20 protein-coding genes and 1 pseudogene are annotated in these 20,525 nt (G+C 71.1%); 4 read left to right on the top strand and 17 right to left on the bottom strand.

Translation table 11 applies throughout. The features are described from left to right. Position 1: 1 nt before the first annotated feature. From ABD999_RS39655 to ABD999_RS39645, 3 genes are all read right to left on the bottom strand, one after another. Complete coding sequence (locus tag ABD999_RS39655; protein WP_271278741.1) at positions 2-568, bottom strand: TetR/AcrR family transcriptional regulator; 567 nt, start codon at positions 566-568, stop codon at positions 2-4. A 42-nt stretch (positions 569-610) separates the two neighbouring features. Continuing rightward, complete coding sequence (locus ABD999_RS39650) at positions 611-2,137, bottom strand: MFS transporter (RefSeq protein ID WP_271278740.1); 1,527 nt, start codon at positions 2,135-2,137, stop codon at positions 611-613. A 106-nt stretch (positions 2,138-2,243) separates the two neighbouring features. After that, entirely contained in the window at positions 2,244-3,257 is a 1,014-nt protein-coding gene (locus ABD999_RS39645; RefSeq protein WP_271278739.1) for a saccharopine dehydrogenase family protein, read from the bottom strand. Here ABD999_RS39645 and ABD999_RS39640 point away from each other — a divergent pair. Continuing rightward, positions 3,220-3,756, top strand: a complete 537-nt coding sequence (locus tag ABD999_RS39640; RefSeq protein ID WP_271278738.1) for a TetR/AcrR family transcriptional regulator — start codon at positions 3,220-3,222, stop codon at positions 3,754-3,756. The two genes, ABD999_RS39645 and ABD999_RS39640, sit on opposite strands and share 38 nt — an antisense overlap. 12 nt (positions 3,757-3,768) lie before the next feature. Here ABD999_RS39640 and ABD999_RS39635 read toward each other — a convergent pair whose 3' ends face one another. Then, entirely contained in the window at positions 3,769-4,665 is an 897-nt protein-coding gene (locus ABD999_RS39635; RefSeq protein ID WP_271278737.1) for an aminoglycoside phosphotransferase family protein, read from the bottom strand. Between the two features lie 178 nt (positions 4,666-4,843). On the opposite strand from ABD999_RS39635, the gene ABD999_RS39630 reads away from it, so the two are divergent. After that, positions 4,844-5,917: a cyclase family protein gene (locus ABD999_RS39630; protein WP_271278736.1), complete on the top strand. Its 1,074-nt coding sequence runs from the start codon at positions 4,844-4,846 to the stop codon at positions 5,915-5,917. Here ABD999_RS39630 and ABD999_RS39625 read toward each other — a convergent pair. The 3 genes and pseudogenes from ABD999_RS39625 to ABD999_RS39615 form a co-directional block, all read right to left on the bottom strand. Further along, a pseudogene (locus ABD999_RS39625) lies at positions 5,848-6,972 on the bottom strand (FAD-dependent oxidoreductase); the annotation flags it as partial. The gene ABD999_RS39630 and the pseudogene ABD999_RS39625 sit on opposite strands and share 70 nt — an antisense overlap. Before the next feature lies 1 nt (position 6,973). Further along, positions 6,974-7,528: a TetR/AcrR family transcriptional regulator gene (locus tag ABD999_RS39620; protein WP_271278735.1), complete on the bottom strand. Its 555-nt coding sequence runs from the start codon at positions 7,526-7,528 to the stop codon at positions 6,974-6,976. A gap of 104 nt (positions 7,529-7,632) precedes the next feature. Then, entirely contained in the window at positions 7,633-9,075 is a 1,443-nt protein-coding gene (locus tag ABD999_RS39615) for an FAD/NAD(P)-binding protein (protein ID WP_271278734.1), read from the bottom strand. 185 nt (positions 9,076-9,260) lie between these two features. On the opposite strand from ABD999_RS39615, the gene ABD999_RS39610 reads away from it, so the two are divergent. After that, positions 9,261-10,340 (top strand): helix-turn-helix transcriptional regulator, encoded by a 1,080-nt coding sequence (locus tag ABD999_RS39610; protein WP_271278733.1) that lies wholly within the window; start codon positions 9,261-9,263, stop codon positions 10,338-10,340. Positions 10,341-10,412: 72 nt separating this feature from the next. Here the strand turns inward: ABD999_RS39610 and ABD999_RS39605 are convergent, their stop codons facing one another. Next, positions 10,413-11,063 carry an NADPH-dependent F420 reductase gene (locus ABD999_RS39605; RefSeq protein ID WP_271278732.1) on the bottom strand — a complete coding sequence of 217 codons (651 nt, stop codon included), beginning with the start codon at positions 11,061-11,063 and terminating at the stop codon, positions 10,413-10,415. A 45-nt stretch (positions 11,064-11,108) separates the two neighbouring features. Continuing rightward, on the bottom strand, positions 11,109-11,858 hold the full coding sequence (locus ABD999_RS39600; RefSeq protein ID WP_271278731.1) for an SDR family oxidoreductase: 750 nt from the start codon (positions 11,856-11,858) through the stop codon (positions 11,109-11,111). Between the two features lie 94 nt (positions 11,859-11,952). On the opposite strand from ABD999_RS39600, the gene ABD999_RS39595 reads away from it, so the two are divergent. After that, positions 11,953-12,561, top strand: coding sequence for a TetR/AcrR family transcriptional regulator (locus ABD999_RS39595; RefSeq protein ID WP_271278730.1), 609 nt, complete (start codon positions 11,953-11,955; stop codon positions 12,559-12,561). Between the two features lie 245 nt (positions 12,562-12,806). On the opposite strand, the gene ABD999_RS39590 is transcribed toward ABD999_RS39595, so the two are convergent. From ABD999_RS39590 to ABD999_RS39555, 8 genes are all read right to left on the bottom strand, one after another. Next, positions 12,807-13,319 (bottom strand): GNAT family N-acetyltransferase, encoded by a 513-nt coding sequence (locus tag ABD999_RS39590; RefSeq protein ID WP_271278729.1) that lies wholly within the window; start codon positions 13,317-13,319, stop codon positions 12,807-12,809. Positions 13,320-13,442: 123 nt separating this feature from the next. Then, positions 13,443-14,207, bottom strand: a complete 765-nt coding sequence (locus ABD999_RS39585) for an IclR family transcriptional regulator (RefSeq protein WP_271278728.1) — start codon at positions 14,205-14,207, stop codon at positions 13,443-13,445. Between the two features lie 12 nt (positions 14,208-14,219). Continuing rightward, positions 14,220-14,909, bottom strand: a complete 690-nt coding sequence (locus ABD999_RS39580) for an ABC transporter ATP-binding protein (RefSeq protein ID WP_271278727.1) — start codon at positions 14,907-14,909, stop codon at positions 14,220-14,222. Further along, positions 14,902-15,696, bottom strand: a complete 795-nt coding sequence (locus ABD999_RS39575) for an ABC transporter ATP-binding protein (RefSeq protein ID WP_271278751.1) — start codon at positions 15,694-15,696, stop codon at positions 14,902-14,904. Before ABD999_RS39575 ends, ABD999_RS39580 begins: the two co-directional genes overlap by 8 nt. Next, positions 15,696-16,700: a branched-chain amino acid ABC transporter permease gene (locus ABD999_RS39570; RefSeq protein ID WP_271278726.1), complete on the bottom strand. Its 1,005-nt coding sequence runs from the start codon at positions 16,698-16,700 to the stop codon at positions 15,696-15,698. Before ABD999_RS39570 ends, ABD999_RS39575 begins: the two co-directional genes overlap by 1 nt. Further along, positions 16,693-17,565: a branched-chain amino acid ABC transporter permease gene (locus ABD999_RS39565; RefSeq protein ID WP_345483160.1), complete on the bottom strand. Its 873-nt coding sequence runs from the start codon at positions 17,563-17,565 to the stop codon at positions 16,693-16,695. The genes ABD999_RS39570 and ABD999_RS39565 overlap by 8 nt, the downstream gene beginning before the upstream one ends. 72 nt (positions 17,566-17,637) lie before the next feature. Next, a complete protein-coding gene (locus tag ABD999_RS39560; protein ID WP_345483159.1) occupies positions 17,638-18,882 on the bottom strand; it encodes an ABC transporter substrate-binding protein in 1,245 nt (414 codons plus the stop codon). Between the two features lie 65 nt (positions 18,883-18,947). Then, positions 18,948-20,477 carry an amidase family protein gene (locus ABD999_RS39555; RefSeq protein WP_345483158.1) on the bottom strand — a complete coding sequence of 510 codons (1,530 nt, stop codon included), beginning with the start codon at positions 20,475-20,477 and terminating at the stop codon, positions 18,948-18,950. Positions 20,478-20,525 lie beyond the last annotated feature (48 nt).

The following is a 20,525-nucleotide window of genomic DNA, read 5'->3' as shown; positions in this document are numbered from 1 at the left end:
GTCACCGGACGGCTCGTCGCAGGACGGCCTGGATGTGATCAGGGTCGGCGGGGGCGTTGTCGAGGAGGATCGCGGTGCACAGTCCGTCGGAGGCCGCGACGAGGGCGGCGATCGCCGAAGGGTCGTCGGTCAGAGTGGCGGCGAGCTCGGCGATGTTCTCCCGCCAGCGTCGTGCCACGGGTCGTAGCGCGGGGCGGCGGGCGGCCAGGGTCGCCAGCTCGCGTTCGGCCAAGGCGCGTTCACGTCCGGAACCGCCGGACTCGGCGATGAGGTGGGCCAGGCCGGTGAGCTTGTCGCCGGGGCTGTCGATGATGTCGCGGATGCGGTCGGTGTAGGCGTCGGCGACACTCGTGAGGGCGGCGACGAGCAGGTCGTCGAGGGTCGCGAAGTAGTAGGTGCTCAGGGACGTCGTGGTGCCGGCCTGCTTGGCGACCGTGCGGTGGGTGACGCCTGCCGCGCCGTCGCGCGTGACCACGGCGAGGGTGGCCTCGATGATCTCCGCGCGTCGTCTCTCGCCACGCGCGCGGCGGCCGTCGATGTGCTCGCTGTCGTCGGTGGTGTCGCCCATGCCGCTCCTCGGTCCGACCCAAAAGGATAGTCGGACCATCGTTCAAACGTCGGTGTCGCGGCTCCGCGCCTCCCCGAGTGTGGGCACGTGACGCAGCATCCCGACGCACAGCACCGCGGCAACGGCGATGGCGATCCCCGCGACCAGGGAAGCGACGTTGAGTCCGCTGGTGAAGGCCTGCTGGGCCGCCTCGACGGTCCCGGGCGGAAGACTCTCGCTGATCGCCAGGGTCGCGTTCAGGCTGTCGGTGAGGGCGCCGGAGGTCTCCGACGTCAGATCTCCGGGCACCGTCACCCGAGCGCGGTAGACGGCGGTGGTGAGACTGCCGAGCAGGGCGACGCCGACGGCGATGCCGAGCTCCTGGACCGTCTCGGAGATCGACGCCGCCGACCCGGATCGCGCCGCCGGCACCGCGCCCACCACCATGTCGGTGCCCAGGGCGGCGAGGGCGCCCAGCCCGAGATAGACGAACGTGAAGCCGGCCGCCACAGGGACCTCGTCGTCGAGCCCCGCGCCGGCGAGCAGCGCGTAGCCGGCGAGGGACGCCCCGAGTGCGGCGCCCATGACCGAGCCGGGGCGGAAACGCCGGGCGACCAGAGGAGCACCGATGGCGGCGGCGAACATCGCCAGCGCCGGTGGTCCCATCCAGAGCCCCGCGTCGAAGGGCGTGAGCCCTTGGACGAGCTGGAGGTACTGCGTGACCAGGTACATCGAGCCCCCGACTCCGACCAGGCCGATGAGCAGCACACTCAAGGCCACGGTGAAGGCCCGGTCGCCGAACAGCGACACGTCCAGCAGCGGGTCGGGGAGGCGACGTTGACGGCGTACGAACACGATCCCGGCCAGAACGCCCGCCAGGGCGTAGACGAGGGTCGGGCCGCCGGGGCCGTCGGAGGCGATGCGCTTGACGGCGTAGACGACCGGAAGGATCGCCGCCAGGGACAGACCCACGCTGATCAGGTCCAGCCGGCCGGTGGACGGGGCCGCGTACTCCGGAAGCAGGGCACGTGCCCCGGCCAGGACGGCGAGGGCGATGGGCACCGCCGTCAGGAACGGCGCTCCCCACCAGAAGGAGTCCACCATGGCTCCGCCCACGATCGGCCCGGCGGCCATCCCGAGCGCGAACATCGTGGCCCAGACCCCGATGGCGACCGCGCGCTGACGCGCGTCGGGGAACATGTTCGAGATCAGCGACAGCGTGGAGGGCATGAGCGTCGCCCCGGCCACCCCCAGCAGGGCTCGCGCGAGGATCAACAGCTCGGCCGTGGGGGCGAACGCGGCGAACACCGAGGCCGCCGCGAAGGCGACCATCCCGATCTCCAGCAACCTGCGCCGCCCGATCCGGTCGCCCAGCGTGCCCATGGTCACGAGGAACCCGGCGACGAGGAACCCGTACGCGTCCATGATCCACAGCAGTTGGGCAGCCGACGGGGACAGGTCGGCCGCCATGCTCGGCGCCACCAGGTACAGGACGGTCACGTCCAGTCCCAGCAGCACCGTCGGCATGGCCAGCAGGCCCAGGCCCGCCCACTGGCGCGCCCCCGCCCGCGTGAACTGTTGGCGCGTCATCACGTCCTTTTCGCTCTCATCATGTTTGAACGATAGTACAAATAGTACGATCGTTCAAGGTGATGGGATCGGGCGTGAAGCCGGCCGCGATTCTCGATCGCCGGAGTCAGCGATCGCCGGTGAAGGTGGCGCCGATCTCCGCCATCCGCCCGGCCGCGTAGCCGGGGTCGATCAACGCCTCGGGGGTATGGAGGCCGGGCGGCACGGGGGCGCCGCGCAGGCCGAGCAGTCGCTCGACGCCGAGGGCGACACCGAGCGCCGTCAGCGGGCGCTGCCCCTCCGGGTGGAAGAGGTAGCGGCTCGTCCTGAGTGGCGCGCCCGCGCGGTCCACGCCTTCGAGGTCGATCCTGACCTCCGCGGACGGGGGCCCGCCGCGCCGTCTGCCCGCCGATTCGCCGATCGCGAACGCGAAGCGGACGTTGGGCGCGCCCGTCGCGAGGGCGAGGCTCGGCACGTCGAGGATGGGGACGATCCGGCCGGGCAGCACGGCGCCGTCGACGCCGGTGACCTCCACCTCCGCATCGGGGCCGCCGACCCAGTGGAAGACGCCGTCGCGGCGGACCTGCCCCGCCGAGGTGGCGGCCAGCAGGCGTTCCATGTCCGCCACGGCCGCGGGCCCGCCGCTGTCCTGTTCGTCCAGCACGCCGCCGACCTCGATGGTGTCGAGCCGGTCGAACTCCCCGGCGAGGCCGAGCACCGCGAGGACGACGAGTCCCGCGTACCAGTGGCCGGCCAGCAGGACCGGCGTCGCGCCGGCTCGCAGGCCGGCGGCGACCACCTCGGGTCCGATGTCGACCAGGCCGCTGGAGATGCTGACGTACGGCAGGCCGCGGTCCTGTGCGAAACGCAGTCCGTTCAGGTGGCTGTCCCACACCGTTGCCACGACCGCCGAGTAGCCGTCGGTCCCCTGGAGGCCGAGGTCGCCCCGCCGCAGATCGATGGTCGCGGCTGTCGCGCCGCCGAGTTCGTCGGCGACCCGCCGGGCGCGGCCGAGATCGCGGCCCGCGATCGTCAGCGGCAGCTCCGGGTACCACCGGCGCAGGAGGGTCGCGGTCCCCGCCCCCGCCTGGCCGGATCCGCCCATGATCAGTACGGAGTGCTCCACTACCGACAGCCTCACGCTGGTCAGCCTGGCGGAGGCCGCCGGAGTGAGCAGGCCAGTCGTCTACGACCACTTCGGCACCCGTCCCGGCCTGCTGATCGCGCTCTACCGGCGGCTCGACGAGCGGCACCGGGCCGCCGCGGAGGCGGCCCTGCGTGACGCCCCGGCCGTCCCCCGCGAGATCGCCCGCGTCCTGAGCGCCGCCTACTTCGCCTGCGCCACCGACATGCCGGAGTGGACCGCCATCTCGGCCGCCCTCAAGGGGAACCAGGAGATGGAGGCGATCGAGCGCGAGCTGCTCGACGGCTACACGGACCTGATGGCCCGCGCCCTGCGGCCGTACACCGAGCTCACGCAGGAAGCCCTCCGGCTCCGCTGCGTCGGCGTGCTGGGCGCGGCCGAGGCTATCGCCGCGGAGCTGAACCGGGGGCGTGCCACCGCCGCCGCGGCCATCGCGGCGCTGACGGACCTGACCGTCGACGGCATCGCCGCCGGTTCCCTTGGTGATCAGAATTGAGAACCGGGACGATTAAGAGCCCTTCAGAACGCGATCAAGTGCTGCCCGGCCCGCAGGTCCCCAGTTCGGCTTGCCGCCGGGAAGGCCCCGGTCTCCGTTCTGGCCCATGAGCATCAGGAAGAGGCTCTTCATGGCGGCCAGCCCGCGGGCGCGCCGGATCGTCGCCTCGTCCGCATGCCCGTACGTGTCGAAGAACCGTGCGGCGGTGCCCGTGGGGAGCAGCAACCACGCGGCGGCGAGGTCCCACGCGGGATCGCCGGCGAACAAGGCACCGAAATCGATGACGCCTGAGAGCGTCCCGTCCGTGACGACGACATTCGCGGGATGGAGGTCGCCGTGCACCCACACCGGCGGGCCCTCCCACTCGGGAGCCGCGACGGCGTCGTCCCAGACGGCCCGGACGGCGCGGACATCGCCGACGGCGTCGACGGCCTGCAAGAACTGCTCGAAGCCGCCCGTGCACCCCTTGGGGTGAGCGCCGAGGTCCGAACTGGCCGGGGCCTCGGCGGGCGCCTCCACGTGCAGCGCCCTGAGGAAGCCCGCCAGCGTGTCGGCCGCGTGGGCGCCGCGGCTGATCGAGCCGTGGTCCAGCGGCTCGCCGGGAACCCACGTCATCACGGTCCAGTGCTTGGGGAAGCGCTCGGACGGTTCGCCGGACCGCACCGGGGTCGGCACCGGAAGCGGCAGGCGCGGGGCCAGCACAGGGAGCCACCGCCGCTCCTTGAGCTGGAGCTCCGGGGTGGGGTCCATGCGCTGCATGCGCACGGCCAGCTCGTCCCCGAGGCGCCACATCTGGTTGCCCCAGCCGCCCGCCACCTCGCGGACCGCCAGCCCCGCAAGGTCCGGATGTTGCTCCTGCAGCAGGTCGCGTACCAGGTCTGCGGTGATCTCGATCTCGGTGTCGGTCATGCGAAGTCACGGTAGTGAGGCGTGGGGCGGAGCGGCTCTCCACCCCGGCCTGAAGGCCGGAGCACTGCGGCCGACCCAGGTAGCACACCGGCTAAGCGGACCTTGGCATGTCGAAGGAGAGGGCGCGATACCTTGCCTTCGGTGCCTCGACCGCGTGACCGGAGGAGTCGATGCCGGGATGACGGCAGGGCGACCGGTGCCCACGCAGGACGACGTGCTCGGATACTTCGACACGCTGTCGAACTGGGGACGGTGGGGCGACGACGACGAGCTCGGCACGCTGAACCACATCACCGACGACGTCCGGCTGGCGGCGGCGCGGGCCGTGCGCCACGGCAGGAGCGTGTCGTGCGCATGGGAGGTCGCCGTACCGGAGGACATGGAGCGGTCGACGACGGCGTGCCCGTGCGCCGCGGACATGCCGGGTGCGGAGAACATGCCGGCGCCCGGATTCCGTCATGACCGGCACTGGGGCTTCTCGTCCGAGCGGATCGGCGTCACGTTCCACGGCAACACCCTCACCCACGTCGACTCGCCGTGCCACATCTTCTGGGACGGCGCGATGTACAACGGGCGGTCGCACGCGCTGGTCGACGCCGCGACGGGCTCGGCGTGGGCGGCCGTCACGGCGGCGGCGAACGGGATCGTCACGCGGGGTGTCCTGCTGGACGTCGCGAGCGCGCGGGATGTGCCGTGGCTGGAACCGGGGCAGGGGGTGTTCCCCGACGATCTGGAGGAGGCCGAGTGTCGCCAGGGTGTGCGGGTGCGATCCGGCGATGCGGTGCTCCTGCGGACCGGTTACGGCCGCGTCCGGCACGAGACCGGTGCGGTCAGCGGTTTCTCGCAGGCCGGGTGGCACGCGTCCTGCCTGCCGTGGCTGCACGAACGGGAGGTCGCGCTGATCGGCGCCGACACCCCGCAGGACGTTCTGCCATCGGGTTACGAAGGCGTGCTGATGCCGGTCCACGCCGTGAGCCTCGTCGCGATGGGTCTGTGGATGCTCGACAACTGCGACCTGGAGGCGTGCGCGACGACGGCTGCCGAACTCGGCCAGTGGGACTTCCCCCCTGCCGGGCGGTGGTGTCCCGCACGGCGCCGGAAGAGGATGGTCGGTCATGCGGCGATGTGCTCTGGGCGGACGCCCATGCCGATGAAACGACCCAGGAGGTGGCGCAGCGGCGGCAGCGTACGGAACGCTGTGAAGATCGGGGGCACGTGCCGCGTCGTGTCGTCGCCCAGGTCCTTGGGATAGAGGTCGCGCAGGATGCCGAGCTGGAAGGCCTGGGTGATCCTCGCGGCGCGGTCTCTGCGTGACTGCACCCGGCCCAGGTCGGCGTCTTGTGGTGTGCCGCCTCTGGCGAGAAGCGGGCCCAACAGGTTGGCGGTGGCCACTGCGTCCTGCACGGCCAGGTTGATGCCCACGCCGCCCGCGGGCGACATGGCGTGGGCGGCGTCACCGATGCACAGCAGTCCTGACCGGTGCCAGCGTGGCAGCCGGTCCACCCGGACGCTCAGATGGTGCACCGCCTCCCAGTCGTGGATCTCCTCCACGCGGTCGCGCAGCGCGGGCGCCAGGTGCGCCACCCGGTCCCGGAACGCCGGCAGCCCGGCGGTCTTGAGCTCCTCGAAAGCGGCCGCCGGGATGGTGTAGGCGATCTGCCAGAAGTCCCCGCGGTCGATGGAGATCAGTGCCCCCTTGCCGCCCTGGAAGAAGGGCACCTGGTCCTGCGGGCGGCGGGGCAGGCGGAACCACAGCACGTCCATGGGGGGCGAGGTGCTCACCGGGGCGAGGCCGGCGCGGGCCCGTACGGTGGAGTGGCGGCCGTCGGCGCCGATCACCAGGTCGGCCCGCACCTCCACGGGGCCGTCGGCGGTGTCGGCCAGGACGCCGGTCACCCGTCCCTGATCCGTGAGCAGTTGCGTGACCTGGGCGCGACGCAGGAGGCGGAAGGAGGGGTAGGCCGCGGCCTTGCCGGCCAGGAAGTCCAGCACGTCCCATTGCGGCATGAACGCGATGTAGGGGCAACGCACGTTCAACCGGCTGAAGTCGGCGAAGGTGACGTCCCGGCCGCCCATGTTGACCGTCACCTGCGGCATCTTGGTGTGCGGAAGATCCAGGAACTCTTCGATCCAGCCTAGTTCGGCGATCAGTTGCAGGGTGGAGGGGTGGACGGTGTCGCCGCGGAAGTCGCGCAGGAAGTCCGCGTGTTTCTCCAGCACGATCACCTCCACGCCCTGACGGGCCAGGAGCAGCCCGGCCATCATGCCCGCGGGGCCGCCCCCGACGACACAGCACTGTGCGCGCATCTCATCCTTCTTCCGGAAACAGCAGCCCGACCAGGGCTGCGATGTCAATCGGGGTGCCCAGCCGCCGGTTGACGGCGACAGTAGCGAACAGGGTCCTCGCGGCCGTGACCGTGTCGTGCGGGCGCAGCTCGCCGGCATCGATGCGTTCGAGCAGGAAGCCGCCGATGAGTCGCTGGCCCTCACCCGCCAGGGTCGCCAGCGGCACGCGGGCCTGGGCGGCGCTGAAGAACACGGCCATCAGTTCGGCGTTGTCGGCCAACAGCCGGTCGAACGCCTCCAGCAACTCGGTCAGCACCACGGCAGCCGGCCGGGTGTCGTGGTGCTGTGTCCGTAGCTCCCGCAGGCGGGGAAGGAAGCCCCGCTCCGACAGGAGCGTCTCCACCATCGCCTCCTTGCTTTCGAAGTAGCGATACAGCAGGCCGGGGGTCACCTCGGCGGCCTGAGCCACGTCCTTGACCGTGGCCCCGTCCACGCCCTTGTCGGCGAACACGCGCAAGGCCGCGTCCAGCAGTTGCTCCCGGCGCCATGCCGCCTGCGCACTTCGCGTCCTGGACATACCCACCTCGTTGAGTAAATGTTTATTCAACATAGCACGCACATGGTCCAGGTTGCACGGTGCTGAACGAGGTCACCATCTCGGGCGCGGCCCCCCGCGACTGATCAGCCCGTAAGCGTGGCCAGCAGTCCGCGGGCGGAACGGGCGGCCGCCGCGGCGACCCCGGGGATGCCCGAGGTGATGAACGAACCGCCGCCGGCCAGGTCGCCCACCACGTGCAGGCGCGGATCGGCGGGGACCAGCCCGCCCGACGGGTGCAGCACGGCCAGCCCGTCGGTGAGCAGGGACGTGACCAGCGGCTCGGCGGCGCGGGGCACCGCCTGGGGCGGCGGGTTCACGGCGTTGACGACGACGTCGGCGTTCAGGTCGCCGCCGTCGCCCCGGACCCGGAACCCTCCCTCCGCCGCCTCGATCTTGCGTACGCCTGCCACCATGGTGAGCTGCCCGGCCTCGAACAGCCGCAGCAGCGCGGCGGCGTTCACCGGCACCATGGGCGAAGCCAGACCGGTGGCCAGGCGGTAGTGCCCGCGCAGCCGTTCGCGGTCGGGCTCGGGCAGCAGCCGCCAGGCGTACGGGCCGACGGTGTGGGCGGTCTCCTGCAGCACCCGCCGCCCGATCCGCGGGTCGGCGACGGCGGCCAGTTGCCGCCGCAGCCGCCGTACGGGCTCCTCCGACCCCGCCGCCAGCACCTCGGCCGCGAAATGCGCGAAGTCCTCCCCCGCCGTGCCCAGTTCGGCGCGGAGCAGCCCGGTGAGATCATCCAGGGTGACGCCGCCGTGCTCACGGCACAGCGCCTCCACCCGCTCGACGGTCACGTGCACGGGCCGATGGCCGAGAGGACGTTGCCAGACGTGGGGCAGCATGCCGCTCCGCGACACCAGCGCGATCCGCCCGGCGTGGCCGCGCGCGGTGAGCGACACCACCACGTCCACGGCGCTCAGCCCGCTGCCGATCACCGCGACGTCGGCCTCGGCCGGGACCTGGCCGAGCGTGTACGCCAGCGGATACGGATCGGCCACGAACCCAGCGGCGCCACCCAGGCCGTAGTGGTCCTGCGGCGTCCCCCCGCCCACGCACAACACCACCTGGTCGGCCGGATGCTCGTGCCCGTCCTCGGTGCGCACCCTCAGCCCGGCGCCGCCACCGGAGCGGGCCGCCGCGACGACCCGGGCGGCGGCGACGCGCGTCCGCCACCCTCGCCCGCGCAGCGCGGCCAGAGCGGCCTCGGCGGTGTCGGCCAGGTACGAGCCGTAGAGCGCGCGCGGCACCAGCGGCTGTCCCAGCAGCTCGTCCAGGTGGGTGGCGGCTCGCTCCGGCCCCAGCCAGGAGGCGTAGTGCCCGGCGTCCAGATAGCGGATCGACATGATGACGGGCGGGACGTTGACCAGGACACTGTCGAGATCAGGCCCGTACGGGCGTCCCCGCCACAGGTGCGGGGACGGCTCGAACACCGTGACCTCCCCCGCCGCCGATCCGGCCTCACCCACGGCCAGCGCGTCCACCAGGCCGACCGCGGCGGCGCCGCCTCCGATGATCGCGATACGCACAACGTTCTCCCTTGTTAGCCCGAAAGGTCCCTCCGAGGCTTGTACGGGCCGTGACCGCGCTCCATTACCCGCTTGCGGGGGATCGGCGAGGAATGACCCCCTCAAATGAGGGGTTGGCGGAGGCAGGGAGAACAGACAGGCTGACCCTCGTCCGGCCCCCGCCCGCAGCCCTTGAAGGAAGCTCGATGACGCATGCGCCCCGCCACGCCGAGATCCTGTCGGCCGCCGAGCGGGCTCCCGACGCGCGCGAGCTCTTCAGGCGCGCCTCGGCCAGGCTGCGGCGCCACCTGCCGTTCGACGCCGCGGTGTGGACGGCCACCGATCCGGAAACGGGCCTGGTCACCGCGCCCATGGTGGTGGAGAACCTCGGCACCGGCGAAGGATGCGCCGCCTACTGGCAGAGCGAGCTCCTGGAGGAGAACGTCCTGCCGTTCCGTGACCTCGCCCGCGCGGCCGTCCCCGTGGCCGGTCTGCGCGCGGCCACCGGCGACCTGCCCGCGCGCAGCGCCCGCTTCCGCCGCCTGCTCGGCGACCAGGGCGTGGACGACGAGTTGCGGGCCGTGCTGAGGATCGGCGACCGGCCGTGGGGCGTGGTCAGCCTGTTCCGCATGCGGGGAGGCCCGGCGTTCGGCGCGCGCGAGATCGCGTTGCTGGCCGACCTGTCCGGACCGCTCGCCGACCGGCTGCGCAGGTTCGCCCATCCGTCCGGCCCGGACGGCGACCCCGGCGCCCGCGCACCCGGCCTGCTGCTGTTCGACGAGCACGGCGAGGTCACGTCGATCAACGAGGAGGCGCGGCGCTATCTCGCGCTGATGCCGGACGGGCCGTCCATGCCCACGGCGCTCGGGCTGAGGCTGCCCATCTGGCTGATCGGCACGACTCTGCAGGCGCGGGCCATAGCCCAGGGCCACGATCGGGGCAACGCCAGGATTCGCATCCGGACTCTCGACAGGCAGTGGCTGACCTGCCGCGCCTCATGCCTGAGCGGTCCCGGCGGACGGCCGGGTCCTACGGCGCTCGTGATCGAGCCCGCGTCCCCCGGCGACCTGGCGGTCATCGTCGCCCAGGCGTACGGGCTGACGCCCCGGGAGTTCGAGGTCGCCCAGTTCGTGGCACGGGGGCTGTCCACCGCCGAGATCGCCACGGCCCTGTTCATCTCTCCCCACACCGTTCGCGGTCACCTCAAGGCTGTCTTCGGCAAGGCGGGGATCTCCAGCCGCGGTGAGCTCGTCGCGCACCTGTTCGCCGGACCCTACCGGCCGTAGGCGCCACCATCAGTGGCCGGTCGTGCACCCTGCCCGGGTTCGCACGCCGCGGCGTCGCCGCCACGGACGGACTCACCTCAAGACGATCCGTCGCGCCCTGGCGAGGTTGGCGATCAGTTCGGCACGGGTCTGATGCTCGTGCGCGACCCACGCGGGTTGACCGGGACCGCTGCGCCACGACTCGCTGAGCGGGCTGTTGTCCACGGTGTCGAACCCGAACTGGTCGTACAGTCGCGTCACGAGTTCCACGGCTTCGGGAAAGTCGCTCGAGGCCGACAGCGCCAGACGGCCAGGAGTGCCCGCCGCCGTGCCCGCGGTGGTGATGCGGGGGGCCTGGATGTGGGTGAAGGCCTTGACGACCTTGGATCGCGGAAGGTGCTCCTGGCGCAGCTCGTGAACGGTCTTCTCACCCGAGTCGACGACCGGGATATGGCCGTCGCGCCAGACCATGTAATTGTTCGTGTCGAGCACGATCTTGCCTGCCAGTTCCTCCTCGGGCATGTCGTTGACCACCTTGAGAGGGACCGCCACGACCGCGAAGTCACCGGCGGCGGCGCCGGCGGCGGTCGCGGCACGCGCCGACGGGCCGAGTTCGTCGACGAGGTCCCGCAAGGTCTCGGGTCCTCGTGAGTTGGCGATGACGACGTCGTAGCCGTTCGCGATCGCCGCACGCGCGATCTGGCTGCCGACCTCGCCCGCGCCGATGATGCCGATTACTGTCATGGTCTTTGACCTCAACCTCTGGTGAGACTGTCGGGGGTTTCGCACTCAGATCTGGTTCAGGCCGCCGTCGACGTACAGGCTCGAACCGGTGATGAAGCTGCTCTGCCCGGAGGCGAGGAAGGCCACGGCGGCGGCGATCTCCTCCGGGCGCCCGAGCCGGCCCAGCGGCACGTGCGCTGCCAGTTGCCGCCTGAAGCCGGCGGCCTGCTCATGGTCGGGAGCGAGCCCTGACAGACCGGGGGTGTCGGTCGGGCCGGGCGTGATGGTGTTGACCCGGATGCCGCGTCCCTTGAGTTCGTTGGCCCAGGTCCGCGCGAACGATCGGGTGGCGGCCTTGGTCGCCGCGTACACGCCGAACGCCCCATCGCCGGCGTCCGCGTTGGTGGAGCCGTTCAGGATCACCGAGGCGCCGTCGTTGAGCAGGGGCAGCGCCTTCTGCACGGTGAACAGCGTGCCCCGGACGTTGATGCCGAAGAGGGTGTCGAAGTGCTCCTCGGAGATCTGCTCAAGCGGCACGAACTCGGCGACGGAGGCGTTCGCGAACAGTACGTCCAGGCCCTGTCCCCTGCTGCGGATCGTCTCGTAGAGCCTGTCCAGGTCGGCCAGGTTCGAGATGTCGCCGATCACCGCGGTGGCCGCTGAACCGATCGTTCCGACGGCCGCGTCGAGTTCGGTCCTGCGCCGGCCGGTGATGAACACGTGCGCGCCCTCGGCCGCCAGTCGTACGGCACTGGCCAGGCCGATTCCGGTGCTGCCGCCGGTGACGAGAGCGGTCTTGCCTTCGAGTAGCCCCATGGGGACAACCTCCTCAGATTTCTGTATCGATCGATACGGAACTCGTACGGTAGCACTTCTGTATCGATCGATGCGAAAGAGGTAGGCTGCGGGCGTGCGGACCAAACAGAGCGGCCCCATCGGCCGGCCGCGAGGATTCGACCCCGACGAAGCTCTCGAGCGCGCCATGCTGGTCTTCTGGGAGCACGGCTACGAGGGGGCCAGCCTGGCCAGCCTGACCGATGCGATGGGCATCTCCACCACCAGCATGTACGCGGCGTTCGGCAACAAGGAGGAGCTGTTCCGCAAGGCCCTGGAGCGCTACACCGAAGGCCCGAGCGCATACCTGGCCCGGGCCCTGGAGGAGCCAACCGCCCTCGGCGTCGCCACCGCGATCCTGGCCGGCACCGTACGGACCACCACCCGCCCGGCCCACCCCCACGGGTGCCTGGGCGTCCAGGGCGCCCTGGCCGCCAGCGACTCCGGGCGTGGCGTCCGCGACCTTCTCGCCGCCTGGCGCAACGACGGCTGCTCCCGCGTACGAGAGCGATTCCAGCGAGCCGTCGACGACGGCGACCTGCCTCCGGACGCCGACCCGGGGCTACTGGCCCGCTACGTCACCACCTTGGCCTTCGGCATCACGGTGCAGGCCGCGAGCGGCGTCGGCCGCGACGAACTCCAGGAGATGGCCGACGCCGCCCTGCGCAACTGGCCGCTCCCCTGAGAACCGCGCTCATCCCTCGTCCACACGGCGCTGGGGCTTCCGTCCCCTTCGCACCTCGTCGATTCTTCGGAACTCGTCGAAGAGACCCGCCGCGGGCATCCGCGCGGACGGCCGGCCTGATCACCTGGTCGTCCGCGCCCCACGGCCGCGGGGTTGCCGAGGGGACCGCGGCGGCCGGGTCGCGCCTGAGCAAGGCACGGATCTGGTGATCCGCGCCCGCCCGCTGCCGGCGGGGCCGAAGCAGGTCAGACGCCGAACGCCGCCGGGTAGCGGATGACGCCGCTGGGGACCGGTCGTTCAGGGTCGAGTGCGAGCGCCATCATGTACTTGTCCTCGACGTCGAAGGGCGGGCGGATGCCGTACCCGGAGGCCGGGGTGAAGCCGAAGCGCGGGTAGTACTCGGCGTGGCCGAGCACGACCACCAGGTTCTCGCCCTGCTCGCGGGCGGCTCGCAGGGCGGCGCGGATCGCGGCGGAACCGGCGCCCCGCCGCTGGTGTCCGGGCTTGACGGCGCACGGGCCCAGGGCGAGTGCGGGTGAGTCGCCGACGTGACAGCGGGTGAGCAGCGCGTATCCGATGAGCTCGCCGCCGGCGGCCTCGGTCAGCCAGGACAGGCCGGGCAGCCACGCCTGCGCGTCGGCCCGCAGCGCCTCGACGAGGTCGGCCTCGTGCGGAGTGAGGAAGGCGGCAAGGTTGACGTCGCGGATGGCGGCGACGTCGCCGGCGCTCTCGGGACGGGTGGTCCAGGAAGGGGTCATGGTCGGGTGCGTCTCCTCGTCCTTCGCGGGCCGGTGAACCATCCTGCCGGAAGCCGAGGGACGACGGCCTCGAAGAGCGTTCATGAGCGCCCCGGCGATCGGCCGCCGCCCGCGTTGCGAGGGTCAGGAGTAGAGAGGCTGCGAGAGGGAGGATCCCTGCTGCTGAAGGTATTCGCGCATGGTCGTGCTCAGGCGCCGGCCCCGTTGCTCCAGCTCTGAGGCGGGCACGACGACGCTGGAAAGGCTCACGGCGTAGTAGTCGCCGTTGAACGCGAATGCCGTGCCGGTGCACACGTAGCCGGGTTGCCACTCCTCCTGCTCGATGCTGAAGCCGCGCTCCGCGCACCGGGCGATGTCGGCGGCGAGCCATTCCATGTCGATGATGGTGTCGCGGGTGAACCGGGCGAGGGGCGGCTTGACCCCGGCCTCGGCGAGACGGTCGGGCCAGAACAGGGACAGGACCGCCTTGCCCATCCCGCTGCAGTGGAGAGGCATCCGGGTGCCCAGCAGCGAATAGCGGACGAATCCGTCGGGCGAGTCGATTTTGTCGATGACCGTGATCATCCCGTCCCGGAGCAGCCCGATGTGCGCGGTCACCCTGAACTCCTCGGTGAGGCCGCGCACCAGTGGACGGATGAGGGACACGATGTCGATCCGCCCGAGCGCCAGAGTGCCGAGTTCGGCGAGCCGGAGGCCGAGGAGATAGTGCTTGCCGTCAGCGGAGCGCCGGACGAATCCGTTGCGCTCCATCACCCTCATCGTCCGCAGGCAGGTCGTCGTATTGATGTCACACTTGTCGCACACCTCCGTCAGAGTCGCCTGCTCGACCGTCGCGAGGTATCCCAGGATTTCGAGGGCCCGTTCCAAGCTGCGTAGCTCGTATGCCATGTGCTCAGCCCCTTATCCACCGGTTGCGGCATCGACGATTATGTCAAAGTTGACCTCAGAGCCGCTGTAATCCTGGACCAGACGACCCGCGCGCAGGACCACGACCCGGTCCGCGATCTCGCAGGCCAGCCGCAGCTCCTGCTCCACGAGCAGGACCGTCGTCTCGGCGGCGGCCGACATCCGCGCGATGGTGGCGTAGAGCTGGGCCACGATCGACGGCGCGAGGCCCAGCGACGGTTCGTCGATCACCAGCAGCCGCACGGGGCGGAGCATGGTGCGGCCCAGCGCCACCATCTGCTGCTCGCCGCCCGACAGGTTGGTGACCGGCTGGTTCCGTCGCTCGGCCAGGACCGGGAACGCGTCGAAGACCTCGTCGAGCCGGCGCAGCGCCGCGGAGTCGACGCCGAGGGTGAGGTTGTCGAGCACGCTCAGACCGGTGATCAGACCACGTCCTTCGTGCACGACGGCGATCCCCCCGTCGCGCACCCGCCGGTGGCAGGGCAGCACGTCGATGCGCCGGCCCTCCCAGCGGATCTCGCCGCGGGACTTCACCAGGCCCAGCACCGAACGCAGCAGCGTCGTCTTGCCGGCGCCGTTGGTGCCCGCGATCGCGAGCTTCTGGCCCGCCGGAACGGTGAGGTCGATGTCGAACAGGACCTGTGTGGAGCCGTACCAGGCCCCCACCGATTGAAGATCAAGCATCGTTACGTCCGAAGTAGGCGCGGAGAACGGCAGGGTCGGCGAGGACCTCGGCCGGCGTGCCGCGGGCGAGGACCTCACCGTTGCTGAGGACGACGGACTCGCCGCACGCCCTCCTGACCAGGTCAACGTCGTGCTCGACGAGCATGACGGTGGCTCCGGTGGTGCGTTGCGCCTGTTTGATCGCGTCGAGCAGCAACCGGCGGCTGGTGACGTCCAGCCCGGCCGCGGGCTCGTCGAGCAGGAGCAGGTCGGGCTCGGCGGCGAACGCGCGGCCGACGTCGACCAGCCGCCGCACCCCGAAGGGCAGGTCCTGGACGTCCCGGTGCAGCAGATCGGACAGCCCGAGGACCGCCGCCACCTGCTCGGCCGCCGCCAGGTCGCGACGTGCCTGGCGGCGGCCGGTGCGGCTGCCGCCGATCTGGCGCAGCAGCCCGACGGTGCGGAAGCGCTCCCGGCCGAGCAGCAGGTTGTCGAGCACGGTCAGGTCTTCGAGCAGGCGCACCTGCTGGAAGCTGCGCAGGATGCCCGCCCGTACCCGGGCCACGGTTCCCATGCCGGTCAGCTCCTTGCCGCGGAAGCGCACCGAGCCGTGCTGGGGTGTGATCACCGCGGAGATGACGTTCATGATCGTCGTCTTGCCGGCTCCGTTGGGCCCGATCAGGCCGAACAGCGAGCCTTCGGGCACGTCGAACGACACGCCGCCCAGGGCCCGAACGCCGTTCACCGTGACTCGCACGTCACGTACTTCCAGCACGGCCGGGGGCGGGCCGGCCTGGTCGGTGGCCATCACGACGAGCTCCGTTCAGCGACCGGGGTGAGGGGAGGTGGAGGTGCGGCGCCGCGGCGTCCCATCCGGTCGCGGATCCCGTCCAGCACGCTGGCGATGCCGCCGGGGAGCACGACCAGCAGCAGCATCAGCACCGCCCCGTTGACGATCGGGTAGGCGTTGGGCATGCCCAGGCGGGCGAACAGCTCGGGCATGAGCACGACGTACGCGGCTCCCAGCCACGCGCCGTGCGCCCGGCCCGTGCCGCCCAGGATGAGCGCGACGAGCAGATTGAGTGAGGAGAACACCGTGAAGCCGGCGGGCGTGACGCTCCCGGCCACGTGCGCGAGCACCACGCCGGCGAGCCCGCCCAGCATCCCGCTGAGCATGAAGGCGATCAGCTTGGTGCGGACGGTCGACACACCGGCCGACTCCGCGAGCAGGTTGGAGTTCTTCACCGCCGCCATCGCGCGGCCGATGGGGTTGCGCTGCAGGCGGATCACGAGCCAGGTCGCCAGCAGCGCGATCACGGCCGCGAGCCCGTAGCCGACCAGCGGGTCGGCGGTGGTGATCGCCCCGAACCCGCCGGGGTTCACCAGGAGCCCCTGGGTCCCGCCGGTGACCGAGGCGAAGGTGGTCAGGCCCCACTGGAAGAGCTCGACGAACGCGAAGGTCAGGATCGCCAGGCGCAGCCCGGACACGCGCAACGCCGGGAGCCCCACCAGGATGGCGGCGAAGCCGGCGATCACCGCGGCGGCGATCAGTTCGACGCCGATCGACACCGAGGTCGTGCGCGACATCCAGGCCGCGGTGTACGCGCCGATGCCGATGAAGACCGCCTGGGCGACCGACAGCACGCCCGCGCGCCCGAACACGATGTCCAATCCGATGATCGCGGTCACGTAGACCAGGATCATCGTCGCCTGGTACAGGCTGAAGGAGTCGAGCAGCAGCGGGAGCGCCGCCAGCAGCGCGAGCAGGAGGACCGGGCGCAGCGCGCGGACGGGTGATCGTCGGTCAGGCACGGGCTTCCCGCCCTTCGGAGAGGTAGCTCCGCGGCGCGAAGGCGAGCACCACGATGATCAGCGTGAACACGGCGGGGGTCACGGCCTGCGCCCCGAGCAGATAGACGACGAACGCCTCGTAGACGCCGAGCCCGAAGGCGAACGCCAGCGGGAGACCGAACCGGTTGAGCCCGCCGAGAATCCCCGCGATGAACGCCTTCATCGCGAAGGGCGTCATGTAGTACGCGTCGACGCTGGTCCGGCTGGCGACCAGGATGCCCGCGACCGAGGCGAGGATCGCGGCGAGCGCCCAGGTGGCCACCCGCACGCGGGCGGACGGGATGCCCAGCGACTCCGCCACGGCCCGGTTCTCGGCGACGGCGTTCAGCATCGCGCCGACCCGGGTGCGCCGGCGCACGAGCGACAGGCCCAGCACCGACAGCAGGGCCACGACGATCGTCACCAGGTCGCTCAGGTTCAGGGCGAGCCCGCCGAGGTCGAAGACCGTCCGGCTGCCGAGGGTGAGGTAGGACTGGGTCCGTCCGCCGAGCACGTTCTCGGCGATGGCCGTGGCCAGCAGGAGCAGGCCGAGCGTCGCCACCAGGTCGGAGCCGACCTGCCGGTCCGACGCCCGCTGCAGGACGAGCGCGTCGAACAGGACGGCGACGACCACCGCCGTGAGGACCGCCAGCACGATGGCGACCAGGGGGTTCACGCCCAGCTGCTGGTAGAGGTACCAGCTGAAGAAGGCCGCGATCATGCCGAACTGGCCGTGCCCGAAGTTGACGGCCTTGCTGACCTGGTAGATCAGCAGGATGCCGGCGAGGAGGAGTGCGTAGACCCCTCCGGTGGCGGCCCCGCCGATCAGCAACGACAGTTCGGACATCAGCGGCCGACCGTCCGGGAAGCCGGCCTGACCGGGCGGACCGCCCGGTCAGGCCGATCGGTGACGCGCATGTCAGCGCCCGATCGCCGTGAACGGCTGCTCGGTCACCGTGCCGTTGTCCTTGATCGCCTCGATCCCGGCGGCGCGGACGCCCTGCCGTTCCTGGGGACCGAAGGTGATCGCCGGGATGACGCCGGTCTCGAAGTCCTTCATCTTCTGCAGCGACGCCTCGAAGCACGACCGGGTGAGGGCCTCGGCCTGCTTCAGGGCCTCGGTCGTCACCAGCGCCTGGACGTACCCGACCGTGTTCCAGCTGGTCGGCGCCTTGCCGCCGTGGGCGGATGTCCAGTCGGTGACGAACTGCTTCACCTTCGGGTCGTCGGACTTCTCCAGGTTCGCCAGCTTGCTGGGGGCCAGGAGTCCCTGAGCGACCGGCCCGAACGCCTCGATCCATCCGGTGTCGAGCATGTCAGACTGCGCGCCGATGCCGGGCTTGTAGCCGATCTTCTGCATGGCCGTGATCGCGTTGCCGACGTCGGGCGGGGTCGCGAGGAACAGGACGTATTCGGCGCCGGCCTGCTTGAGCTGCTCGGCGATCGGACGGTAGTCGGTGGTGTTCGGCTCGCTGCGCACCACCGTCTTGAACTCGATCCCCTCGGCGTCGAGCACCTTCTTGGCGCCCGCCAGGGCGTCGTCACCGACGTCGCCGTTCATCGCCATGATCGAGAAGCTCTTCACCTTCCGTTCGCCGACCAGGAACCGGGTCAGCGCCTCGAACTCGTCGGAGAAGTTCGTCCAGAGCATGTAGACGTACGGGTTCTGCATGGTGCCGATCTGGTTGGACGGCGCGTACGGCGCGACGGCGGGGATCTTCGCCTGGTTGATGTAGGGCAGCCCGCCGACGAAGTTCTGGGTCCCGACGCCGCCGGAGATGGCGAACACCTTCTCCTGGTCGACCAGCCGCCGCACGTTCTGCAGGGCCACGTTGGGCTGGTACTGGTCGTCCAGGACGGTCAGCTTGATCTTGCGGCCCTGGATCCCGCCGTCAGCGTTGATCTTGTCGAAGTACCACTGCTGGCCCTCCAGCGCCGGCTTGGCGGCGGAGGCGCTCGGCCCGCTCAGGCCGGAGGTGATCCCGAGGTTGATCTCGGATTCGGTCACCCCTGGGCTCTTCTCACTGGTGTCGCAGGTGCTCGGCGCCGCGCTGGCGGCCTCACCGCCCGCGCTCTCACGCTCCACGCCGCAGCCGGTCACCATCAGCAACAGCGACGTCGCGGTGACCGTCAACCCGGTCAGGCGTCGGTCTCGTCGGGGCACGATTCCTCCTCGAATCTGGTTGTACTCGGCCGGGTTGGCGTGGCCTGCGGCCTCCGAAACGGCCGTCACAGGGTGATCTCGCTCCCGTGGACGGGTGCGGGCTGGGGGAGCCATCCGAAACGCCGCTCGTAGGTCTCGGCGATCGCGATCAGCCGGTGGTCGCTGAAGTGCGGGCCTACCAGCATCACGCCGACGGGCAGTCCGTCGGCCTCGGCCGCGGGAATGGACAACGCCGGATGGCCGGTGGCGTTGTGCAGCGGGGTGTTGTCCAGCATCGTCCAGCCGCGCAACGCCTTGGCGAAGTCGTCGGCGCCGGGATCGACGCGATGCGCGTAGTGGCTCGCCGTCGGCATGGCGAGCACGTCGACCTGGGCCAGGGCGTGGTCGTAGGCGGTCCGCAGAGCGGGGATGCTGCTCTGCGCGGTCGCGTAGATCGCCCCGAAGTAGCGATCGCGCAGATACTCGCCTATCGCCGCGACGGCTTTGAAGGATCCGGGCATCTCGTCGCCGTAGGCCGCCACGCCCTTGCCGAACGCCTCGCGCTGCTCGGGCGCGTAGCGGCCGGAGAAGTGGTATCCCTCCCCGTTGCCGTAGACGGTGGCCGCGACGCCTTCCAGCAGGGCGGCGAACATGATCGACCCGGCCACCTCGTGCTCGGGAACGGAGATCTCGATGAGTTCGGCCCCGAGTTCGGCGAACCGTTCCCACACCTGCTCCATCGCCGCGAGGGTCTCGGCCCTGCCCTCGTGACCGTCGTCGGGAAACCGCGTCCCCTCTGTCAGGATGCCGATCCGCAGGCCGCGAAGGTCGTCGCCGGCCGTCCTGACCGCTTCGGCGAACGGCAGCTCCGGGACCGGTCCGGCCTGCCGGGGGTCGGACGGGTGCGCGCCCGACACGGCGGCCATGGCGATCGCCATGTCGGACGCCGTCCGGGTGAGCGGGCCGACGTGGTCGAACGTACGGTCCAGCGAGGCGAGCCCGGTGTAGGGGACCAGCGAGAAGGTCGGCTTGAGACCGAGCACGCCGCACCAGGACGCCGGCAGCCGGATCGATCCGCCCTGGTCGGTGCCGAACGCGATGTCGACGTGCGGGTGGAAGAGCACCGAGGCCGAGCCGCCCGAGGATCCCGAGGCCGTCCGGCCCAGGTCGAAGGGGTTGCGGATCGGGCCGAAGGAGCTGGTCTCGCCGCCGCCGGAGAACGCCAGCGCCTCCAGGTTGGTCATCGCCACGATGCGTCCGCCGGAACGCAGCACGCGCTCGGTGAGCACGGCGTCCGACTGGGGCGTGCTGTTCTGCATCACGCGTGAGCCCACCGTCATGGGCACTCCCGCGACGGCGATGAGGTCCTTGAGCGCGATGCGCTTCCCGGCGAGCAGGTCGCTGGTGCGCTCGGCCTCGTCCGCGCGGACGTCGACCCAGCGCAGCACCGCGTTGCAGGGGTCTTCCCCCGGTAGAGGAGGGCGGCCGGTGTTCCTCGGTCCGGCGACCACGCTGGGCGGCGGCACCAGGGGGCCGACCAGTTGCTGGAACCGTTCCACGCGCGAGAGGACGTCGCGGGCCAGTGCGTGGAACCCGTCCAGTTCTTCCTCGCCCACGGTGAAACCGACACGTTCGGCATACCGGTTGATCTCTTCGCGCCGAAT

The organism is Nonomuraea ferruginea, assembly GCF_039540635.1.
Classification (GTDB): Bacteria; Actinomycetota; Actinomycetes; order Streptosporangiales; family Streptosporangiaceae; genus Nonomuraea; species Nonomuraea ferruginea.
Note: the sequence above shows the minus strand (reverse complement) of the source record. Positions and strands in the feature narration are given on the sequence as shown.

Coding starts and splice junctions, on each gene's coding strand:
- ABD999_RS39565 (WP_345483160.1), bottom strand. CDS start 17,565: ATGTCCGAACTGTCGTTGCTGATCGGCGGGGCCGCCACCGGAGGGGTC.
- ABD999_RS39580 (WP_271278727.1), bottom strand. CDS start 14,909: ATGCTTGATCTTCAATCGGTGGGGGCCTGGTACGGCTCCACACAGGTC.
- ABD999_RS39605 (WP_271278732.1), bottom strand. CDS start 11,063: ATGACAGTAATCGGCATCATCGGCGCGGGCGAGGTCGGCAGCCAGATC.
- ABD999_RS39610 (WP_271278733.1), top strand. CDS start 9,261: ATGACGCATGCGCCCCGCCACGCCGAGATCCTGTCGGCCGCCGAGCGG.
- ABD999_RS39655 (WP_271278741.1), bottom strand. CDS start 568: ATGGGCGACACCACCGACGACAGCGAGCACATCGACGGCCGCCGCGCG.
- ABD999_RS39630 (WP_271278736.1), top strand. CDS start 4,844: ATGACGGCAGGGCGACCGGTGCCCACGCAGGACGACGTGCTCGGATAC.
- ABD999_RS39600 (WP_271278731.1), bottom strand. CDS start 11,858: ATGGGGCTACTCGAAGGCAAGACCGCTCTCGTCACCGGCGGCAGCACC.
- ABD999_RS39590 (WP_271278729.1), bottom strand. CDS start 13,319: ATGACCCCTTCCTGGACCACCCGTCCCGAGAGCGCCGGCGACGTCGCC.
- ABD999_RS39635 (WP_271278737.1), bottom strand. CDS start 4,665: ATGACCGACACCGAGATCGAGATCACCGCAGACCTGGTACGCGACCTG.
- ABD999_RS39650 (WP_271278740.1), bottom strand. CDS start 2,137: ATGACGCGCCAACAGTTCACGCGGGCGGGGGCGCGCCAGTGGGCGGGC.
- ABD999_RS39585 (WP_271278728.1), bottom strand. CDS start 14,207: ATGGCATACGAGCTACGCAGCTTGGAACGGGCCCTCGAAATCCTGGGA.
- ABD999_RS39575 (WP_271278751.1), bottom strand. CDS start 15,696: ATGGCCACCGACCAGGCCGGCCCGCCCCCGGCCGTGCTGGAAGTACGT.
- ABD999_RS39620 (WP_271278735.1), bottom strand. CDS start 7,528: ATGTCCAGGACGCGAAGTGCGCAGGCGGCATGGCGCCGGGAGCAACTG.
- ABD999_RS39640 (WP_271278738.1), top strand. CDS start 3,220: ATGATCAGTACGGAGTGCTCCACTACCGACAGCCTCACGCTGGTCAGC.